Consider the following 15,074-nt stretch of genomic DNA (forward strand, 5'->3'; position numbering starts at 1 on the left):
ATCCCTGTTGCCTGACCCACCGCCATCGCCAGCAGGCTGGCTCCCACAATGGATCCCGGTTGTCCGCAGCATCCCTGCACACCATAGAACCCTGTAGGAGCTTGCCTGCCAGCGATGAGGCCGGCACTGCCGAAATCCCTGTTGCCTGACCCACCGCCATCGCCAGCAGGCTGGCTCCCACAATGGATCTCGGGTGTTTGCAGCATCCCTGCACACCATAGAACCCTGTGGGAGCTGGCTTGCCAGCGATGAGGCCGGCACAACCGACATCCCTGCTGCCTGACCCACCGCCATCGCCAGCAGGCTACCTCCTCCAGGGCATGACGGCGGTCATTCGGCCGAAGGCCAAAGCCGTTCGCCGCCCCCCGGCGCTTCGGTCCAGGCCTGCAGCGAGCGGGTCGGCAGGTCGAAGTAGTCGCGGGTGCGGGCGTAGCCGTGGCCGCCCATGCGGCCGATGGCGTCCAGGCCCAGTTGGTCGATGTACAGGGTCTTGGGGTCGATCAGTTCGTCGCGCACATGGGCCATCAGCACTTCGCCCAGGATGATTTCCCGGGACTGGCCGATGGACAGCGCCATCATCCGCCGGCACTCCAGCGCCACCGGCGCCTCGCCGATGCGCGGGCATTTGACGGTGGTGCCGGCGATGGCGGTCAGGCCGGCGGCGGTCAGTTCGTCGAAGCCCGGCGCGAAGGGCACGGCGCAGACGTTCATGGCCTCCACCAGGGCATCGCTGACGATGTTGACGGTGAATTCCTGGTTCAGCTGGATGTTGCGGGTGGTGTCCTTGGGGCTCTGGTCCTGATAGTTCTCGACGCCCAGGGCCAGGATCGGCGGATCCGCCGACAGCGCATTGAAAAAGCTGAACGGCGCGGCGTTGACCCGGCCTTCGCCGTCCACGGTGGTGACCAGCGCAATCGGCCGGGGCACCACGCTGCCGATGAGGATCTTGTACTTTTCCCGCGGGCTGAGTCGGCTGAAGTCGAAGCTGTGCATGGCAGAAATCTCTAAGGAAGGGGATCGATGGCGCTCAAGGGCGCGTCGGCGCTGTAGTCGTCGGCGAACGGGATGGCCGGGCGGAACAGGGTTTTCCAGTCCGGTCGGCCAAAGGCCCGGTCGCTGTGGCTGCGCATCAGTGTTTCGTATTGGCGCTGGGCCTGGCGTTGCAGGGACGGGTAGTCCACGCCGCTGACCTGGCCGTCGCGCATCACGCAGCGGCCGTCGATGTAGCTGGCGATGCAGTCGTCGCCGCGTCCGGCCAGCAGCAGGTTCTTCAACGGGTCGAACAGAGGCCCCAGGTGCATCCCGCGCAGGCTGAACACGGTGATGTCGGCCTTGGCGCCCGGCGCGAGCCGGCCGAGGTCGTCGCGGCCCAGCGCCTTGGCGCCGCCGAGGGTGGCGGCGTTGTACAGGTCCAGGCCGCAGGTCAGCGAGGGGCCGCCCTCCATCAGCCGGGCGATGTTCAGGCCGTGGCGCATGTTCGACAGCAGATCCGCCGGCCAGGTGTCGGTGCCGAGGGCGAAGTTGACGCCTCGGGCCCGATGGCGCCCGAACGAGTCCAGCGCTTCGCCGTCCCGGGCGAACACCAGCGGGCAATGCACCAGGCTCGCGCCGCCGTCGATCAGCCGTTGCAGGTCACCGTCGCCACGGGTGTAGATGCCGTGGGGCAGCAGGCTGCGCGGGGTCAGCAGGTCGAGCCGCTGCAGCCAGCCCAACGGCGAGGTGCCGTGCAGGCGCTCGACCATCGCCACCTCGCCGGGCGCCTGGCAGCAGTGCAGGCGCACCGGCGCGTTCAGTTCGCGGCTCAGTGCGGCGGTGCGTTGCAGCAGCGCCGGGGTGCAGGTCTGGATGCGGTCGGGCAGCAGCGCGCCGCGTATCAGCCCGTCATGGGCACCGTCGAAATCCTTGAAGAACCGCTCGGCGTCGTCGAGCCCGGCCAGGCCCCGGGCTTCGTCCCAGTGATGGGCGAGGGTGCCGTCGGCGCGCCAGTAGCTCATGCCGCTCATGTAGCAGGGGCCCAGGTAGGTGCGCAGGCCCAGTTCGGCGGCGACACCTGTGACCGCCGCAAACTCGTCGTAGCGCTCCGCCCATTCGCGGTAGTACATCGAGGTGATCGGCATCGCCGTGGTGATGCCGTTGCGGATCAGTTGGGTGAAGGCGTAGCGGTACTTGAAGACCTCTTCGTCGGCGCTGAACGACTCCCGCGGGCCGGCCGCCAGATAGTCCGCCGACCACATCCGGCCCATGGCGCGCTCGTCGCCGTTGTCGAGGGTCAGCACCGTGGAGTCGAGGTCGCCGAGGGCGTCGAGGTCGATGAAACCGGGACCGATCAGGGCATTGCCGTAATCGGTCCAGCTGTCCACCGGCCCCGGATAACCGCGACCGACGAAGACGATGCGCGAGCCTTCGAACACCACTTCGCCGTCGCGCCACAGCACATGCCGCGTGCCGTCGAAGCCGACCACGCAAGCGGCCTTCAGGCCCATGCGCTTCACAAGCGGCTGCCCAGCAGGCGGCCGCCGTCGGCGATCAGTTCGCCGCCCCGGTAGACCTGCCGCACAGGCCGCGCCACCACCGCCTCGCCGAGGGTCTCCACCGGCATCAGCAGAAAATCCGCCGCCCGGCCGATGCCGAACCCATGCCCCTCGACGCCCAAGGCGCGGGCCCCGTTGACCGTGGCCGCGTCGAACGCCGCCGCCAGTTCCTCGTCCTTGTTCAGGTCGAAACGGAACGCCAGCAGCATCGCCCGTTCCAGCATGTCGCCGTTGCCCATCGGCGACCACGCGTCGCGGATGCCGTCCGAGCCCAGGCACACGTTGACCCCGGCCTCGCGCAGGGCCAGGAACGGCGGCACCGGGCAATCGGCCGGCGCCGAACTCATCAGCGAAATCCCCAGCGCCGCCAGCCCTTCGGCCACCGGCCGGACCTGGCTCCACGGCAGCATGCCCAGGCAATAGGCGTGGCTGATCATCACCCGGTGCTGCAGGCCGAAGCGTTCGGTGTGGTCGGCGATCCGGGCGATCTGCCACAGGCCCAGCTCGCCCTTGTCGTGCAGGTGGATGTCGACGCCGCGCCCGAATTCGGCAGCCAGCTCAAACACGAAGTCCAGTTGCGCGATGGGGTCGTTGTCGATGCCGCAGGGGTCGAGGCCGCCGACGTTCTCCACGCCCAGGGCCATGGCCTCGCGCATCAGTTCGGCGGTGCCGGGGCGGCTGATCAGGCCGGTCTGCGGGAACACCACCAGTTGCAGGTCGATCAGGTCGTTGTAGCGTTCGCGCAATTGCAGCATGGCTTCGACATGGCGCAGGCCAAATTCCGGGTCGATGTCGACGTGGCAGCGCATCGTCAGCGAGCCGCGGGCGATGCAGTTCTCCAGCAGGGCCCCGGCGCGTTCGGCGATCGGTGCGCGGACTTCGCGCAGCACCCGGCGTTCGTTGGCGATGTAGTCCTTGAGGGTCGGGCCTGCGCTGTTCGGGCGCCAGGGCTGGCCGTAGAGGGTCTTGTCCAGGTGGACGTGGCTTTCCACCAGGCTTGCGGTCAGCAGGCGGTGCTTGCCGTCGATGTCGGTGGCGGCCAGCGGCGCCGGCGAGGCGGGGCGGCGCTGGGTGAAGCGGCCGTCCTCGATCAGCAGGTCTTCGGCGGGGGCGCCGTAGGGGCGTACGTTTCTGAGCCAGCGGGGGGGCGTCATACAAACCTCAAATGTAGGGTTGGTTGGGAGGGCCTCATCGCCAGCAGGCTGGCTCCCACAGGGGAATCTGCGCAAACCACAGGCTCCTGTGGGAGCGAGCCTGCTCGCGATGGCCGCGATGCGGTCTTCAGCCCTTGAGCTTGGACCAGATCCGGTCCTGCAGCTCCCGCGCCTTGTTGCTGCATTCCTTTTCCGGGCGCAGGCGCGAGGCGTATTCGTCGGGCATGTTGATGGCGTCCATGACCTTCCATTTCGCGTCGAGCAACTGATCGCTCTGGATGCCGTTGGCGTAGGCGATGGCGTTGGACACGGCGGCGGCGTTTTCCGGTTTCATCATCCAGTCGATGAAGATCTTCGCGTTGCCCGGGTGCGGCGCGCTTCTGGGCACGGCGAAGTTGTCCTGGAACATCGCCAGGCCTTCGCGGGGGTAGACGTAGCGGATGGTGCTCTTCTGCAAGGTGGCGCGGGCGGTGGAGCCGTTCCAGTTCTGCATCATGATCACTTCGCCGGAGGCCATGCGGTCGACGGTGTTGTCGGAGCTGTACATCTTCAGGAACGGTTTCTGCTTCTGCAGCAGTTCGAGGATGCGCTTGGCGTCCTGCGGGTTTTCCGTGCACTCGTCGACGTTCAGGTAATGGCTGGCGGCGTTGATCACGCTGCTGGAGGTGTCGAGGGCGGCGAGCTGGCCTTGCAGTTCCTTGCGCGGTTCGAAGAACTCCTTCCACGAGTCGTCCAGCTTGCCGCCCGGCACCCGTGCGCTGTCGTAGGAGAACCCGGTGGTGCCCCACAGGTACGGCGCCGAGTATTTGCGGCCGGGGTCGAAGCTCGGGTCGCGGAACGGCCCTTTGACGTACTGGAAGTTGCTCAGGCCCGGCGCGTCGATCTCCAGCAGCAGGTTCTGCTGGATCAGCGTCTGCATGATCGACTGCGACGGCACGATCACGTCGTACGCCGCGCCGCCGGCCTGCAGCTTGGCCAGCAGGGTTTCGTTGCTGTCGTAGCCGTCCATGGTGACCTTGATGCCGGTCTCTTTTTCGAACTTGGCCAGCAGATCCACCGGGTAGTAGTCGGTCCAGTTGTAGAAGAACAGTTCCTTGGGCTCGGCGGCGTGGGCGCCGAATGCGGTGAGACAACTCAGGGCCAGACCGGATACCGCCAGACGCATGCCTTTGGTTTTCATGAGAGCGCTCCAGGTTTTCTTCATTGTTGTTTGCCGCGCTGGCCCAGCCAGAAGGCCAGCACCACCAGCACGATGGAAATCACCAGCATCAGGGTCGAGATCGCGTTGATCTCCGGGGTCACGCCGGCCTTGATCGCCGAGAAGATGTACACCGGCAGCGTGGTGGAGCCGGGGCCTGCGACGAAGAAGGTCATGATGAAGTCGTCGAGGCTGACCACGAACGCCAGCACCGCCCCGGACAGCACCGCCGGCCACAGCAGCGGCAGGGTCACCCGGCGGAACACCTGCCAGGGGTTGGCGTACAGGTCGCCTGCCGCCTCCAGCAGGCTCCGGTCCAGGTCGTTGAGCCGCGCGCGGATCGGCAGGTAGGCGAACGGGATGCAGAAGCCGATGTGCGCCACGATCACCGTCAGCAGGCCGAGCTTGATCCCCAGCGACATGAACAGCAGCAGGGTCGCCACGGCGGTGACGATCTCCGGCAGGATCAGCGGCAGGTTGATCCCGCCCTCGACCATCTTCTGCCCGTAGAACGGCCGGCAGGTGGCCAGCGCCGCCAGCAGCGCGATGGCCGTGGCGCACACCGTGGCGATGGTCGCGACGATCACCGAGTTCAGCGCCGCCGTCTGGATCGACGGGTTGGCCAGGATCCGCCCGTACCAGGCGAACGAGAACTCGGTCCACACGGTCGCCGAACGGTTGGCGTTGAAGCTGTAGACGATCAGCACCAGGATCGGCAGGTACAGGTAGGCCAGGATCAGCAGGCTGATCTCCCGGGTGGCGGGCAGTTTCTTCAGGTGCAGGGCGATCATGGGCGGGCTCCCCGGTGAAGGTTCTTGGCCGCGTTGCGGCTGTAGAGGGCGTACAGCACCAGCGACAGCAACAGGATCCCCAGCAGCAGGAACGACAGCGAACTGCCCAGGGGCCAGTTGCGTGCGGTGCCGAACTGCTGCTGGATCAGGTTGCCGATCATCAGCGTCTTGCCGCCGCCGAGGATCGCCGGGGTGATGAACGCCCCCAGGCTCGGCACGAACACCAGCAGGGCGCCGGCGATCACGCCGGGCATCGACAGCGGCAGGATGATCCGGCGCAACGCGTGCCAGCGGTTGGCGCCCAGGTCGTAGGCGGCCTCCACCAGGCGCCAGTCGAGTTTTTCCAGGGTCGAGTAGATCGGCAGGATCATGAACGGCAGGAAGCTGTAGACCAGCCCGACGCTGACCGCGAAGTCGTTGTAGAGCAGGGTGATGCCGCCGGCCTGGGGGAACAGAGCGTTGAGGCTCTGGGCGACCCAGCCCTGCTCGCGCAGGATGATCAGCCAGGCGTAGTTGCGGATCAGCAGGTTGGTCCAGAACGGTATGGTGATGAGCAACACCATCAGGTTGCGCCGGCGCGGGGTCAGGCTCGACATCCACAGCGCCACCGGAAAGCCGAACAGGAAGCACAGCACCGTGGTGCCGCCGGCCTGGAACACCGACCGCAGCAGCGCCTGGGCGTAGACCCAGTTCAGTTCGAGTCCGCCGTCGAAGCCTTCCTGGAAAAACAGCTGCACGTAGCTTTGCAGTTGCCAGTCGGCCTGCCAGTCGACGCCGCCGTAGAGGTTGCGCGGCAACAGGCTGATGTAGCCCATGATCCCCAGCGGGATGGCGATCAGGGCGAGCAGGGTCAACACCACCGGGCTGAGCAGCAGCGCGCGGTTGAGGGTCGGGGAAGTGCTGCTGACGCTCATCTCAGGCCTCCATCAGCAGGCAGGCCTGGGGCGGCAGGTGCACCGCCACGCGCTCGCCGACGCCGCGGCCCTGGTGCAGGCCTTCGTTGTTTTCGCGCAGCATGACCTTGACGTCGTTGTTCAGCCGGCACTGGTACAGCGTGGCGGTGCCGACGTACAGCACCGCCTCGATCACCCCGCCCAGGTGATGGGGCTCGTGCGGTGCGACCAGCCGCGAGCGCTCCGGGCGGAACGCCAACTGCACGCTGGAACCGTCGACGCCCTGCGGCGGGCAGGGAATCTCCACCGGCAGGCCGTCGGGCACGAACAGGTTCTCGTTGCGCTCGCCGCGCTTGAGGCGGCCGGGGAGGAAGTTGATGTCGCCGATGAACTGGGCGACGAAACGGTGCTGCGGGCGTTCGTAGATGTCGGTGGGCGTGCCGATCTGCAGGATCTTGCCGGCGGACATCACCGCGATGCGGTCGGACAGGGTCAGGGCCTCTTCCTGGTCGTGGGTGACGAAGATGAAGGTGATGCCGGCTTCCTGCTGCACGCGCTTGAGTTCGACCTGCATTTCCTTGCGCAGCTTGAGGTCCAGCGCCGACAGCGGCTCATCCAGCAGCAGGACTTTCGGCTTGGGCGCCAGGGCCCGGGCCAGGGCCACGCGCTGCTGCTGGCCGCCGGACAGCTGCGCCGGCTTGCGCCCGGCCAGGTGCTGCATCTGCACCAGCGCGAGCATCTCTTCGACGCGGCCGGGGATCTGCTTGCGCTCAAGGCCCTGCATCTCGAGGCCGAAGGCGATATTCTGCGCGACACTCATGTGCGGAAACAGCGCGTAGCTCTGGAACACCGTGTTGACCCGGCGCTTGAACGGCGGCAGGTCGTTGACCGGCTCGCCCGCCAGGCGGATCTGGCCTTCGCTGACGTGCTCGAACCCGGCGATGGTGCGCAGCAGGGTGGTCTTGCCGCAGCCGGAGGGGCCGAGGAGGGTGAAGAATTCGTTGTCGGCGATGTTCACCGACACATTGTCGAGGGCCGGCGCCAGGCCGGGGTCTTCGGAGTACCGTTTGGAGACGTTGCGCACTTCAATTGCTATTGGTTGACCCATAATGGTGCAATCCTCTAATTATTGTATGCAATATCTGAATGCAATTTAGAAATACCCGGATTAATCTGACCGTGCAACCCCCTTTTTCCTCGGCTGCGCTGTTCGGCAGGCAGCGCCGAGGGACCGTTGCCGGCACTGAAGGAGCTTTGCAATGACCGAGAAAAAACCGGAAACCTTGGTCGACCGCGTCTACCAAGGGGTTTACGAGGCGATCAGCAAGCGCTCGCTGCGCCCCGGCATGAAGCTGGGCGAGGCGTCGCTGGCCGAACTGTTCAATGTCAGCCGCACGTCGGTTCGCGCGGCGCTCAAGCAACTGGAGGCCGACGGCCTGGTCACCACCGAGCCCAATAAAGGTGCGTCGGTGTCGCTGCCCAGCGACGAAGAGATCCGTTCCCTGTTCGAGACCCGGCGGCTGGTCGAGATCGGCATCGTCACCGAGCTGTGCCGGCGCAAGGACACGGCGGCGATGCAGGACCTGCGCGACCACCTGCTGCTGGAGGACGAGGCTCACCAGGCCGGCGACCACGAGCGGCTGATCCACCTGCTCGGCGAGTTCCACATCAAACTGGCCCGCAGCCTGAACAACCCGGTGCTGCTGGACTGGTTCCAGAAACTGATCTCCCGCGCTTCGCTGTACGCCGCCGCGCTGGACGACGACAGCCACGAAGCCTGCCGCGACGACGAGCACCTGCGCCTGATCGAGTTCATCGAGGCCGGCAACCAGAGCGCCGCCGTCGAACTGACCTGCATGCACCTCAACGGCATCCAGAAGGCCATCCTCGATGTGGCGGCGAAACTCAAGACCGGCTATCACCCGCTCAAGCACTTGATCGAAGTCTGAAGGCCGGGGACGGCGAAATCGGCTATACCTCTTATGCAACCATTTGCGGCGCGGGAGGTTCGAAACACACGGGCGTGGCGTCACCGGGCGTTGCGATTGATCGGACTCACCACAGAGCGTTGAATCGGGCGATGCAGTTCCTATCCGACAACCACGGATGCGATGGCTGGAAAGGTGAAATGGCCGGGCGCATCCGCGCATTTGACTGGAGCCTGACCGGACTGGGCTCCCTCGAGACCTGGCCGGCCAGCCTGTGCAGCACGGTGCGGCTGATGCTCGCTTCGCCGTTGCCGATGGTCATGCTCTGGGGCCGTGACGGCTACATGATCTACAACGACGCCTATTCGCGGTTCGCCGGCGGACGCCACCCGTATCTGCTGGGGACGCCGGTGGAAATGGGCTGGCCGGAGGTCGCCGAGTTCAACCGCCATGTGGTCGATACGTGCCTGGCCGGCGGCACCCTGGAGTACCGCAACAAGGTGCTGGTGCTGTTGCGCGACGGCGTGCCCGAAGACGTCTGGCTCGACCTCTACTACAGCCCGGTGGCCGACGACCGGGGCGCACCGGCGGGGGTGATGGCGATGGTGGTGGAGACCACCGAGCTGGTGCTGTCCGAGCGCTTGCGCCAGGCCGCCGAGGACGCCTACCGCGCCGACAACGAACGGGTGCGCCTGGCGCTCAATGCCGGGGCTTTGCTGGGCTCCTTCGTGTGGGACGTGAAGAACGACGTGCTGTCGGCCGACGAGCGTTTTGCCCGCACCTTCTCCTATCCGCCGGATCAGGACCTGACCGACCTGCCGCAACAGATCGCCCAGGACCACATCCATCCCGACGACCGCGGTTGGGTGGCCGAGTGCGTCGAGCAGGCGGTGCTCACCGGCGAACCCTACAACGCCGAATACCGGGTGCTGCGCGCCGACGGCAGCTTCCTGTGGGTGCTGGCCAGCGGCGGCTGCGAGTTCAACGAACGGGGCGAGGCCTTGCGCTTCCCCGGCGTGCTGATCGATATCCATGAGCGCAAGACCGCCGAAGAGTCCCTGCTCAAGTTCACCCGCAACCTCGAACAGCGGGTGGCCGACGAAGTCGAGGCGCGGCTTCTGGCCGAAGAGCAGCTGCGCCAGTCGCAGAAGCTGGAGGCCATCGGCGGCTTGACCGGCGGCGTGGCCCACGACTTCAACAACCTGCTGCAGGTGATCGCCGGCAACCTCAACCTGCTGGCCCGGCACGAGCCGGACAACCCCAACGTGCAGCGCCGGGTCAGCGCCTCGCTGGCGGCGGTGGACCGTGGCGCCAAGCTGTCGTCGCAACTGCTGGCCTTCGCCCGGCGCCAGCCGCTGACGCCGGCGGTGTGCAACCTGGCGGACATCTTCGAGGGGCTTGGCGAGCTGCTGCAGCGGGCGCTGGGCGAGACCATCCAGCTGGACGTGCGGCTGATGCAGCGGCCCTGGCGGATCAACGTCGACCGCAATCAGCTGGAAAACGCCGTCCTCAACCTCGCGATCAACGCCAGGGACGCGATGAAGGGCGAAGGCACGATCAGGCTCAGCGCCGACAACATCACTCTCGATCAGTCGTTCTGCGCCGGCAAGGGCATCGTGCCGGGGGATTTCGTCCGGGTGTCGGTGGCGGACAGCGGCGTGGGCATCGCCCCGCACATGCTGGAGCAGGTGTTCGAACCGTTCTTCACCACCAAGGCCGACGGCCAGGGCACCGGGCTCGGGCTGAGCATGGTGTTCGGGTTCGTCAAGCAGAGCGGCGGCCATGTCGAGATCGACAGCCGGGTCGGCGAGGGCACGCGGGTGCACCTGTACTTTCCGCGCAGCCTGCAGGCGCTTCGCGACGAGACGCAAAACACTGGCCGCCAGCAGCGCGGCGGCCACGAGACCCTGCTGGTGGTCGAGGACAACGACGCGGTGCGCAGTTCCGCCGTGGAGCTGCTGCGCGAGGAGGGCTACCGCGTGCTGACCGCCGGCAACGGCGACGCGGCGATGCAGATGCTGCTCGAAGGCGCCTCGGTGCACCTGATCTTCACCGATGTGGTCATGCCCGGCCTGATCAAGAGCGCCGACCTGGCCGCCTGGGCCAAGGTGCAGACGCCGCCGGTGGCGGTGCTGTTCACCTCCGGCTACACCCGCGACATCATCTCGCGCAACCACCAGCTCAGCCCCGACACCCATCTGCTCGGCAAGCCTTACGGGGCCCAGGCGCTGCTGCGGATGATCCGTACCGTGCTCAGCGCCTCGGCGGCCTGAGCCGGACGACGAACGGTCGCTGACAGTCTGGCCGGCAGTCGACAGAACCCCTAACCGAGGCCATCCTGATAGCTGGCGAACGCAACAGCGTGCGTTGGCCCGCGATCAATTGACGGAGGTGTTCCATGCCGGTTCCCCATGACCTGTTTCAGGATTTGAAGATTTCCAAGGAAGAGATCCAGCAACGACGCACCCAGGATCCGTTACTGGATTCATTGATCAACAAGTATTCCCAGGCGGACGCCGACGTGGTCAAGGCCGAGACCGCCACCTCCGATGCCCCCAGCGATGACGCCTTGAAGAAACTCAAGGAGAAGCGCTTGCTGGTCAAGGACAAGATCGTCCAGCAGCTGCAGCGATAGGCGAGACCGATCCGCCGACCATCGGCGGCGGATCGGCCGGAACGTTGAGCCTGCCCGGCACCTCGAATGTTCAGAGCCCGCATGCAGCGGCTCCCGGCGAGGTGCCCCATGAACCGTCCCACCCCCTCCAAAGACAAGTTTCCCAGCGAAGAGCAGGGGGCCTACGACCCCGTGCCGACCCACCCTGAGCCCAACAGCCCGGCGCACACCTACCGGCATCCGCAGCAGGAGCCGGCGGCGGATGAGACCGAGCCGGACAAGCCTGAGACTTCCGGCGCCTGACCCACCGCCATCGCCAGCAGGCTGGCTCCCACAGGAAATCTCGGGTTACCGCCGAACCCTGTGGGAGCTGGCTTGCCAGCGATGAGTCCGGCATTGCCGACAACTCTGGCGCCTGACCGGCCGCCATCGCCAGCAGGCTGGCTCCCACAGGAAATCTCGGGTGACCGCCGAACCCTGTGGGAGCTGGCTTGCCAGCGATGAGTCCGGCATTGCCGACACCTCTGGTGCCTGACCCACCGCCATCGCCAGCAGGCTGGCTCCTACAGGGGATTCGGGGTGATGGCAGGATCCGTGCCCACCACAAAAACCTGTGGGAGCCAGCCTGCTGGCGATGAGGCCGGTGAACCCGGCACACATCCCGAGGCCTACTTCAGGGCCGCCCCCAACGGCATCCGCGTCATGTGCGAGGCCTTCAGCGAACCGAAATACAGCCAGTCCCCGTACTCCCGCGCCGTGGTGATCGGCGAGTAGTTGCCGGCGCTGGCGTCCTGCAGGTTGGCGATGACCTTGCCGTCCAGATCCAGCCCCAGCACGAACGCACGCTTCTCCAGGGGCTTGGGCACCACGGTCAGGGCCCGTGCGATCATCTTGCGCACGAACGGATGTCCGGCGGTGCGGTCCAGCAGCGGATTGCGCGGGGTGTACAGCGCCACCCAGAACCGGTCTCGGCCGTTGAACGCGAGGTTGTCCGGCAACCCCGGCAGGTTGTCGATGAACAGGTCGTGGGTGCCGGCATTGGGGCCGGTCAGCCAATAGCGGCTGATGCGGTAGGCGCCGGTCTCGTTGACCAGCACATAGGCGTCGTCCGGCCCCAGGGTGACGCCGTTGGCGAACTCCAGCCGATCCAGCAGGACGCTGGTCTTGCCGGTCTGGAAGTCGTAGCGCAGCAGGCGGCCGTCGCCGCCGTGCTCGATGATCGCCTCGCCGTCGTGGCCGTAGCCCCAGCGGCTGGAGGCATCGCTGAAGTAGGCGAAATGCCCGGACTTGTCGATGGCCACGTCGTCGGTGAAACCGAAGGGCAAGCCGTTGGCCTCGGTGGTCAGCGCCACCAGCCGGCCCTGGGCGTCGAGGGACAGCAGGCCCTTGACCGCGTCGGCGATCACCAGCAGGCCGTTGGGGTGCCGTGCCAATCCCAGCGGCCGGCCGCCGGTGTCGGTGAGCACCTTGCGCTGGTGGCCGTCGAGGCTGGTGCGGATCACGCGTCCGTCATGCAGGCCGGTGATCAGCTTGTCGTCCTCCAGCAGCAGCGCTTCCGGCCCTTCGATGCCGCTCGGGCCGACCTGGCGCAAGCCGCGCAGGCGCTGATTGTCGGCGTAGGGGCCGTCGGTCATCGACGGTGCCGGCGGCGGTGTCCAGGCCACCGGTTCGACGCGGGTCGGCATCAGCAGCAGAAACGCCAGCATGAGGATGATCAGCAGCACGATCAGATGGCGCAGTTTCACGCGTCGGCTCCTGCACGGGCCAAGTGCTGAGCGGCCCGGTCGCGCAGGGCCAGCATCGAGGCGGCGGACTCGCGCTCGATGCGCCGCTTGAGCAGCAGAAGGTTGGCCAGGCGCATGCCCAGGCCGTCGAACCGATAGTCCAGGGTGCGCACGAACCGCGTGCGTCCCCCGACGTCCGCACACTCATAGACCAGCGACAACGACAGGCCATGGTCGCCCCGCGCCCGTGCGCACCAGCGCCGTCCCGGCAGGTACTCGTCCACTTCCCAGGCCAGATGGCCTTCGCGCCCGCCGGCGCGGATGTCCTCCTCGAACCGCGCGCCGGCATGCAAGGGGCCGGCGGGGCCGTGAATCTTCAGCGACGAGGGGTGCCACTGCGGCCAAAGGCTGACGTCGGCGGCGTAGGCGAGCACGGCGTAGGGTTCGCCGTCGATGTCGATCCCGTGCTGTTGGCGGGTCATGGGCGTCCTCGGTTCGTTCGTGTGGGCGGGTTCCGGTTCCCAGTACAGGGTGCCGAACAGGTAGTCCATCAGCGGCAGGACAATGTTGAAGTTGCGCTCCTGCATGCGTTCGCGGCGGTGATGCAGCTCATGCAGGCGGTGCATCTGGCGGATCCACGGCAGACGGGCCAGGGGATGGCGCGGCGGCAGGTGCTCGCAGGCGTGGAACACCTCGTAGGTCAGGTAGCCCAGCACCATGCAGCCGCCGAACAGCCCGGCCACGTTTGCGTTGACCTGCGCGAACAGCCACCACAACGGCAGGGCCACGAGCAGCGTGTGCACCACGATCAGCCAGGCCGGAAACAGGATCACCCGCCAGTCGCGGGCGCTGTCCCAGGTCATGTGGCCGGGGGTGAAGAAACTGTGGTGGTCGCCGGCGTGGCGGGCGTAGAACATTTTCGCGAAGCTTTTCTTGTGGTGCCCCAGGTGCCGGTGCACCACATAGACGCCGAAGTTGAAGAACAGCAGGGTCAGCGGCACCGTCAGCCATTCCAGGGGCTGTACCTGCCGCACGCCGCTCCAGAACGCGCCGATGGCCAGCACGCCGAACAGCAGCACGAAGGCGCCGTGCAGCCACGGGTTGTACAGCGGATGGATCGCCGCCCGGTAGCGGCTGCGGAATGCTTCGGTGGTTTGCCTCACTGCGGTCACCTGCGGATATTGTTGTTATATCCGGCAGATTAGCTGATCCCTGAGCCTGCGCAGGCTCGGGGTCGAGGTCACAAGTGACAGGTTCCGGTGTGAGGCGTCCGGGGGGGCTTCAGCTCAGCGGGTTCCAGCGCTGCGACCAGTCGTCGTCGGTCTTGATCACGGCGCGCAGCAGGTCGAAGGCGTGCTGCAGGGTGGCCGAGTCGCGGTCGCGGGAGTAGACGAGGTAGGTCGGATAGCCGAACTCCGGGGCCTTGGTCACGGCTTCCAGCGCGCCGGTTTCCAGGTAGGTGCGCACCACCCGCGTGCGGAAATAGCCGCTGCCGCCGTTCTCCAGGATGTACTGCAGGGCCAGCGGGCCGAGGTTGAAGCTCAGGGCGGCCTTGGCCTTTTCCGGCAGGGCGGCGTCGTGTTGGCGGCGGAAATCCGGGCCCCAGTCGATGTAGACGTAAGGGGCGGGGCGGTCGGGGGTGTGCACCAGGATGAGTTTTTCCTCCAGCACCTGCTCGACCTGCAGGCCCGGCCAGTATTCCGGTTGGTAGACGAGCGCGGCGTCGAGCACGCCGAGTTCGAGCTGGCGCAGCAGGTTTTCGCCGTCGCGGATCTCCATGCGCAGGGCATGGCTGGGGATGTGCTCGCGCAGTTCGGCGGCCCAGCTGAGCATCAGCGGGTTGCACAGGCTGACTTCGCCGCCGATGTGCAGCACGTTGTCGTAGCCTTCAGGCAGCGGCAGGTCGCGGCGGGCGGCCTCCCAGGTCTGCACCAGCTGGTTGGCGTACACCACGAACGCCTCGCCGTTGGGCGTCAGGCGCGCCCCGGCCCGGTTGCGCACGAACAGGGTGCTGCCCAACTGGCTTTCGAGCTTCTGCACGCGGGCGGTGATGGCCGTCTGCGTGACGAACAGTTTCTCCGCCGCCGCGGCGAGACTGCCGTGGCGGACGATTTCCAGGAAGGTACGGGCGAGGTCGATGTCCATGGGCAGGCCGGCGTCTGAGGTGCCGGCATGATAAGCCGCAGTACCTGTGGGAGCCAGCCTGCTGGCGATGGCGGTGGGGCAGGCAACAGGGATGTC

The 15,074-nt window shown here is 66.7% G+C and carries 14 protein-coding genes; 4 read left to right on the forward strand and 10 right to left on the reverse strand.

Going from position 1 to position 15,074, the window contains the following annotated elements; genetic code table 11:
- Positions 1-330: 330 nt before the first annotated feature.
- The 7 genes from ACIP0B_RS25545 to ACIP0B_RS25575 all read right to left on the reverse strand — a co-directional run bounded on the left by ACIP0B_RS25545 (position 331) and on the right by ACIP0B_RS25575 (position 7,675).
- Positions 331-993: a flavin reductase family protein gene (locus ACIP0B_RS25545; protein ID WP_085632997.1), complete on the reverse strand. Its 663-nt coding sequence runs from the start codon at positions 991-993 to the stop codon at positions 331-333.
- 11 nt (positions 994-1,004) lie between these two features.
- Positions 1,005-2,492: an amidohydrolase family protein gene (locus ACIP0B_RS25550; RefSeq protein ID WP_400837275.1), complete on the reverse strand. Its 1,488-nt coding sequence runs from the start codon at positions 2,490-2,492 to the stop codon at positions 1,005-1,007.
- Positions 2,489-3,685, reverse strand: coding sequence for an amidohydrolase family protein (locus tag ACIP0B_RS25555; RefSeq protein ID WP_400837278.1), 1,197 nt, complete (start codon positions 3,683-3,685; stop codon positions 2,489-2,491). Before ACIP0B_RS25555 ends, ACIP0B_RS25550 begins: the two co-directional genes overlap by 4 nt.
- A 127-nt stretch (positions 3,686-3,812) precedes the next feature.
- Positions 3,813-4,865: an extracellular solute-binding protein gene (locus tag ACIP0B_RS25560; protein WP_085585752.1), complete on the reverse strand. Its 1,053-nt coding sequence runs from the start codon at positions 4,863-4,865 to the stop codon at positions 3,813-3,815.
- A 20-nt stretch (positions 4,866-4,885) separates the two neighbouring features.
- Positions 4,886-5,674 carry an ABC transporter permease gene (locus ACIP0B_RS25565; RefSeq protein ID WP_400837282.1) on the reverse strand — a complete coding sequence of 263 codons (789 nt, stop codon included), beginning with the start codon at positions 5,672-5,674 and terminating at the stop codon, positions 4,886-4,888.
- Positions 5,671-6,588 (reverse strand): ABC transporter permease, encoded by a 918-nt coding sequence (locus tag ACIP0B_RS25570; RefSeq protein WP_217891723.1) that lies wholly within the window; start codon positions 6,586-6,588, stop codon positions 5,671-5,673. Before ACIP0B_RS25570 ends, ACIP0B_RS25565 begins: the two co-directional genes overlap by 4 nt.
- A 1-nt stretch (position 6,589) precedes the next feature.
- Positions 6,590-7,675: an ABC transporter ATP-binding protein gene (locus ACIP0B_RS25575; RefSeq protein ID WP_400837286.1), complete on the reverse strand. Its 1,086-nt coding sequence runs from the start codon at positions 7,673-7,675 to the stop codon at positions 6,590-6,592.
- A 151-nt stretch (positions 7,676-7,826) separates the two neighbouring features.
- Here ACIP0B_RS25575 and ACIP0B_RS25580 point away from each other — a divergent pair, with 151 nt between their 5' ends.
- From ACIP0B_RS25580 to ACIP0B_RS25595, 4 genes are all read left to right on the forward strand, one after another.
- Positions 7,827-8,516 (forward strand): GntR family transcriptional regulator, encoded by a 690-nt coding sequence (locus tag ACIP0B_RS25580; RefSeq protein ID WP_400837289.1) that lies wholly within the window; start codon positions 7,827-7,829, stop codon positions 8,514-8,516.
- 131 nt (positions 8,517-8,647) lie between these two features.
- The gene (locus tag ACIP0B_RS25585; protein ID WP_400837292.1) at positions 8,648-10,768 is read left to right on the forward strand and encodes an ATP-binding protein; all 2,121 of its coding nucleotides are present in this window, start codon (positions 8,648-8,650) and stop codon (positions 10,766-10,768) included.
- A gap of 125 nt (positions 10,769-10,893) precedes the next feature.
- Positions 10,894-11,130, forward strand: a complete 237-nt coding sequence (locus ACIP0B_RS25590) for a DUF465 domain-containing protein (protein ID WP_217891727.1) — start codon at positions 10,894-10,896, stop codon at positions 11,128-11,130.
- Positions 11,131-11,238: 108 nt separating this feature from the next.
- Positions 11,239-11,412, forward strand: a complete 174-nt coding sequence (locus tag ACIP0B_RS25595) for a hypothetical protein (RefSeq protein ID WP_400837295.1) — start codon at positions 11,239-11,241, stop codon at positions 11,410-11,412.
- Between the two features lie 365 nt (positions 11,413-11,777).
- On the opposite strand, the gene ACIP0B_RS25600 is transcribed toward ACIP0B_RS25595, so the two are convergent.
- The 3 genes from ACIP0B_RS25600 to ACIP0B_RS25610 all read right to left on the reverse strand — a co-directional run bounded on the left by ACIP0B_RS25600 (position 11,778) and on the right by ACIP0B_RS25610 (position 14,978).
- Positions 11,778-12,815 carry an SMP-30/gluconolactonase/LRE family protein gene (locus ACIP0B_RS25600; RefSeq protein ID WP_400837301.1) on the reverse strand — a complete coding sequence of 346 codons (1,038 nt, stop codon included), beginning with the start codon at positions 12,813-12,815 and terminating at the stop codon, positions 11,778-11,780.
- 35 nt (positions 12,816-12,850) lie between these two features.
- Positions 12,851-13,996, reverse strand: coding sequence for an SRPBCC family protein (locus tag ACIP0B_RS25605; RefSeq protein WP_400837298.1), 1,146 nt, complete (start codon positions 13,994-13,996; stop codon positions 12,851-12,853).
- A 118-nt stretch (positions 13,997-14,114) separates the two neighbouring features.
- Entirely contained in the window at positions 14,115-14,978 is an 864-nt protein-coding gene (locus tag ACIP0B_RS25610) for a LysR family transcriptional regulator (RefSeq protein WP_400837303.1), read from the reverse strand.
- Positions 14,979-15,074: the final 96 nt, after the last annotated feature.

This window comes from Pseudomonas sp. NPDC089534 (assembly GCF_044749305.1).
GTDB lineage: Bacteria > Pseudomonadota > Gammaproteobacteria > Pseudomonadales > Pseudomonadaceae > Aquipseudomonas > Aquipseudomonas ekonensis.

Coding starts and splice junctions, on each gene's coding strand:
- ACIP0B_RS25545 (WP_085632997.1), bottom strand. CDS start 993: ATGCACAGCTTCGACTTCAGCCGACTCAGCCCGCGGGAAAAGTACAAG.
- ACIP0B_RS25555 (WP_400837278.1), bottom strand. CDS start 3,685: ATGACGCCCCCCCGCTGGCTCAGAAACGTACGCCCCTACGGCGCCCCC.
- ACIP0B_RS25560 (WP_085585752.1), bottom strand. CDS start 4,865: ATGAAAACCAAAGGCATGCGTCTGGCGGTATCCGGTCTGGCCCTGAGT.
- ACIP0B_RS25565 (WP_400837282.1), bottom strand. CDS start 5,674: ATGATCGCCCTGCACCTGAAGAAACTGCCCGCCACCCGGGAGATCAGC.
- ACIP0B_RS25570 (WP_217891723.1), bottom strand. CDS start 6,588: ATGAGCGTCAGCAGCACTTCCCCGACCCTCAACCGCGCGCTGCTGCTC.
- ACIP0B_RS25575 (WP_400837286.1), bottom strand. CDS start 7,675: ATGGGTCAACCAATAGCAATTGAAGTGCGCAACGTCTCCAAACGGTAC.
- ACIP0B_RS25580 (WP_400837289.1), top strand. CDS start 7,827: ATGACCGAGAAAAAACCGGAAACCTTGGTCGACCGCGTCTACCAAGGG.
- ACIP0B_RS25585 (WP_400837292.1), top strand. CDS start 8,648: ATGCAGTTCCTATCCGACAACCACGGATGCGATGGCTGGAAAGGTGAA.
- ACIP0B_RS25590 (WP_217891727.1), top strand. CDS start 10,894: ATGCCGGTTCCCCATGACCTGTTTCAGGATTTGAAGATTTCCAAGGAA.
- ACIP0B_RS25595 (WP_400837295.1), top strand. CDS start 11,239: ATGAACCGTCCCACCCCCTCCAAAGACAAGTTTCCCAGCGAAGAGCAG.
- ACIP0B_RS25600 (WP_400837301.1), bottom strand. CDS start 12,815: ATGCTGGCGTTTCTGCTGCTGATGCCGACCCGCGTCGAACCGGTGGCC.
- ACIP0B_RS25610 (WP_400837303.1), bottom strand. CDS start 14,978: ATGGACATCGACCTCGCCCGTACCTTCCTGGAAATCGTCCGCCACGGC.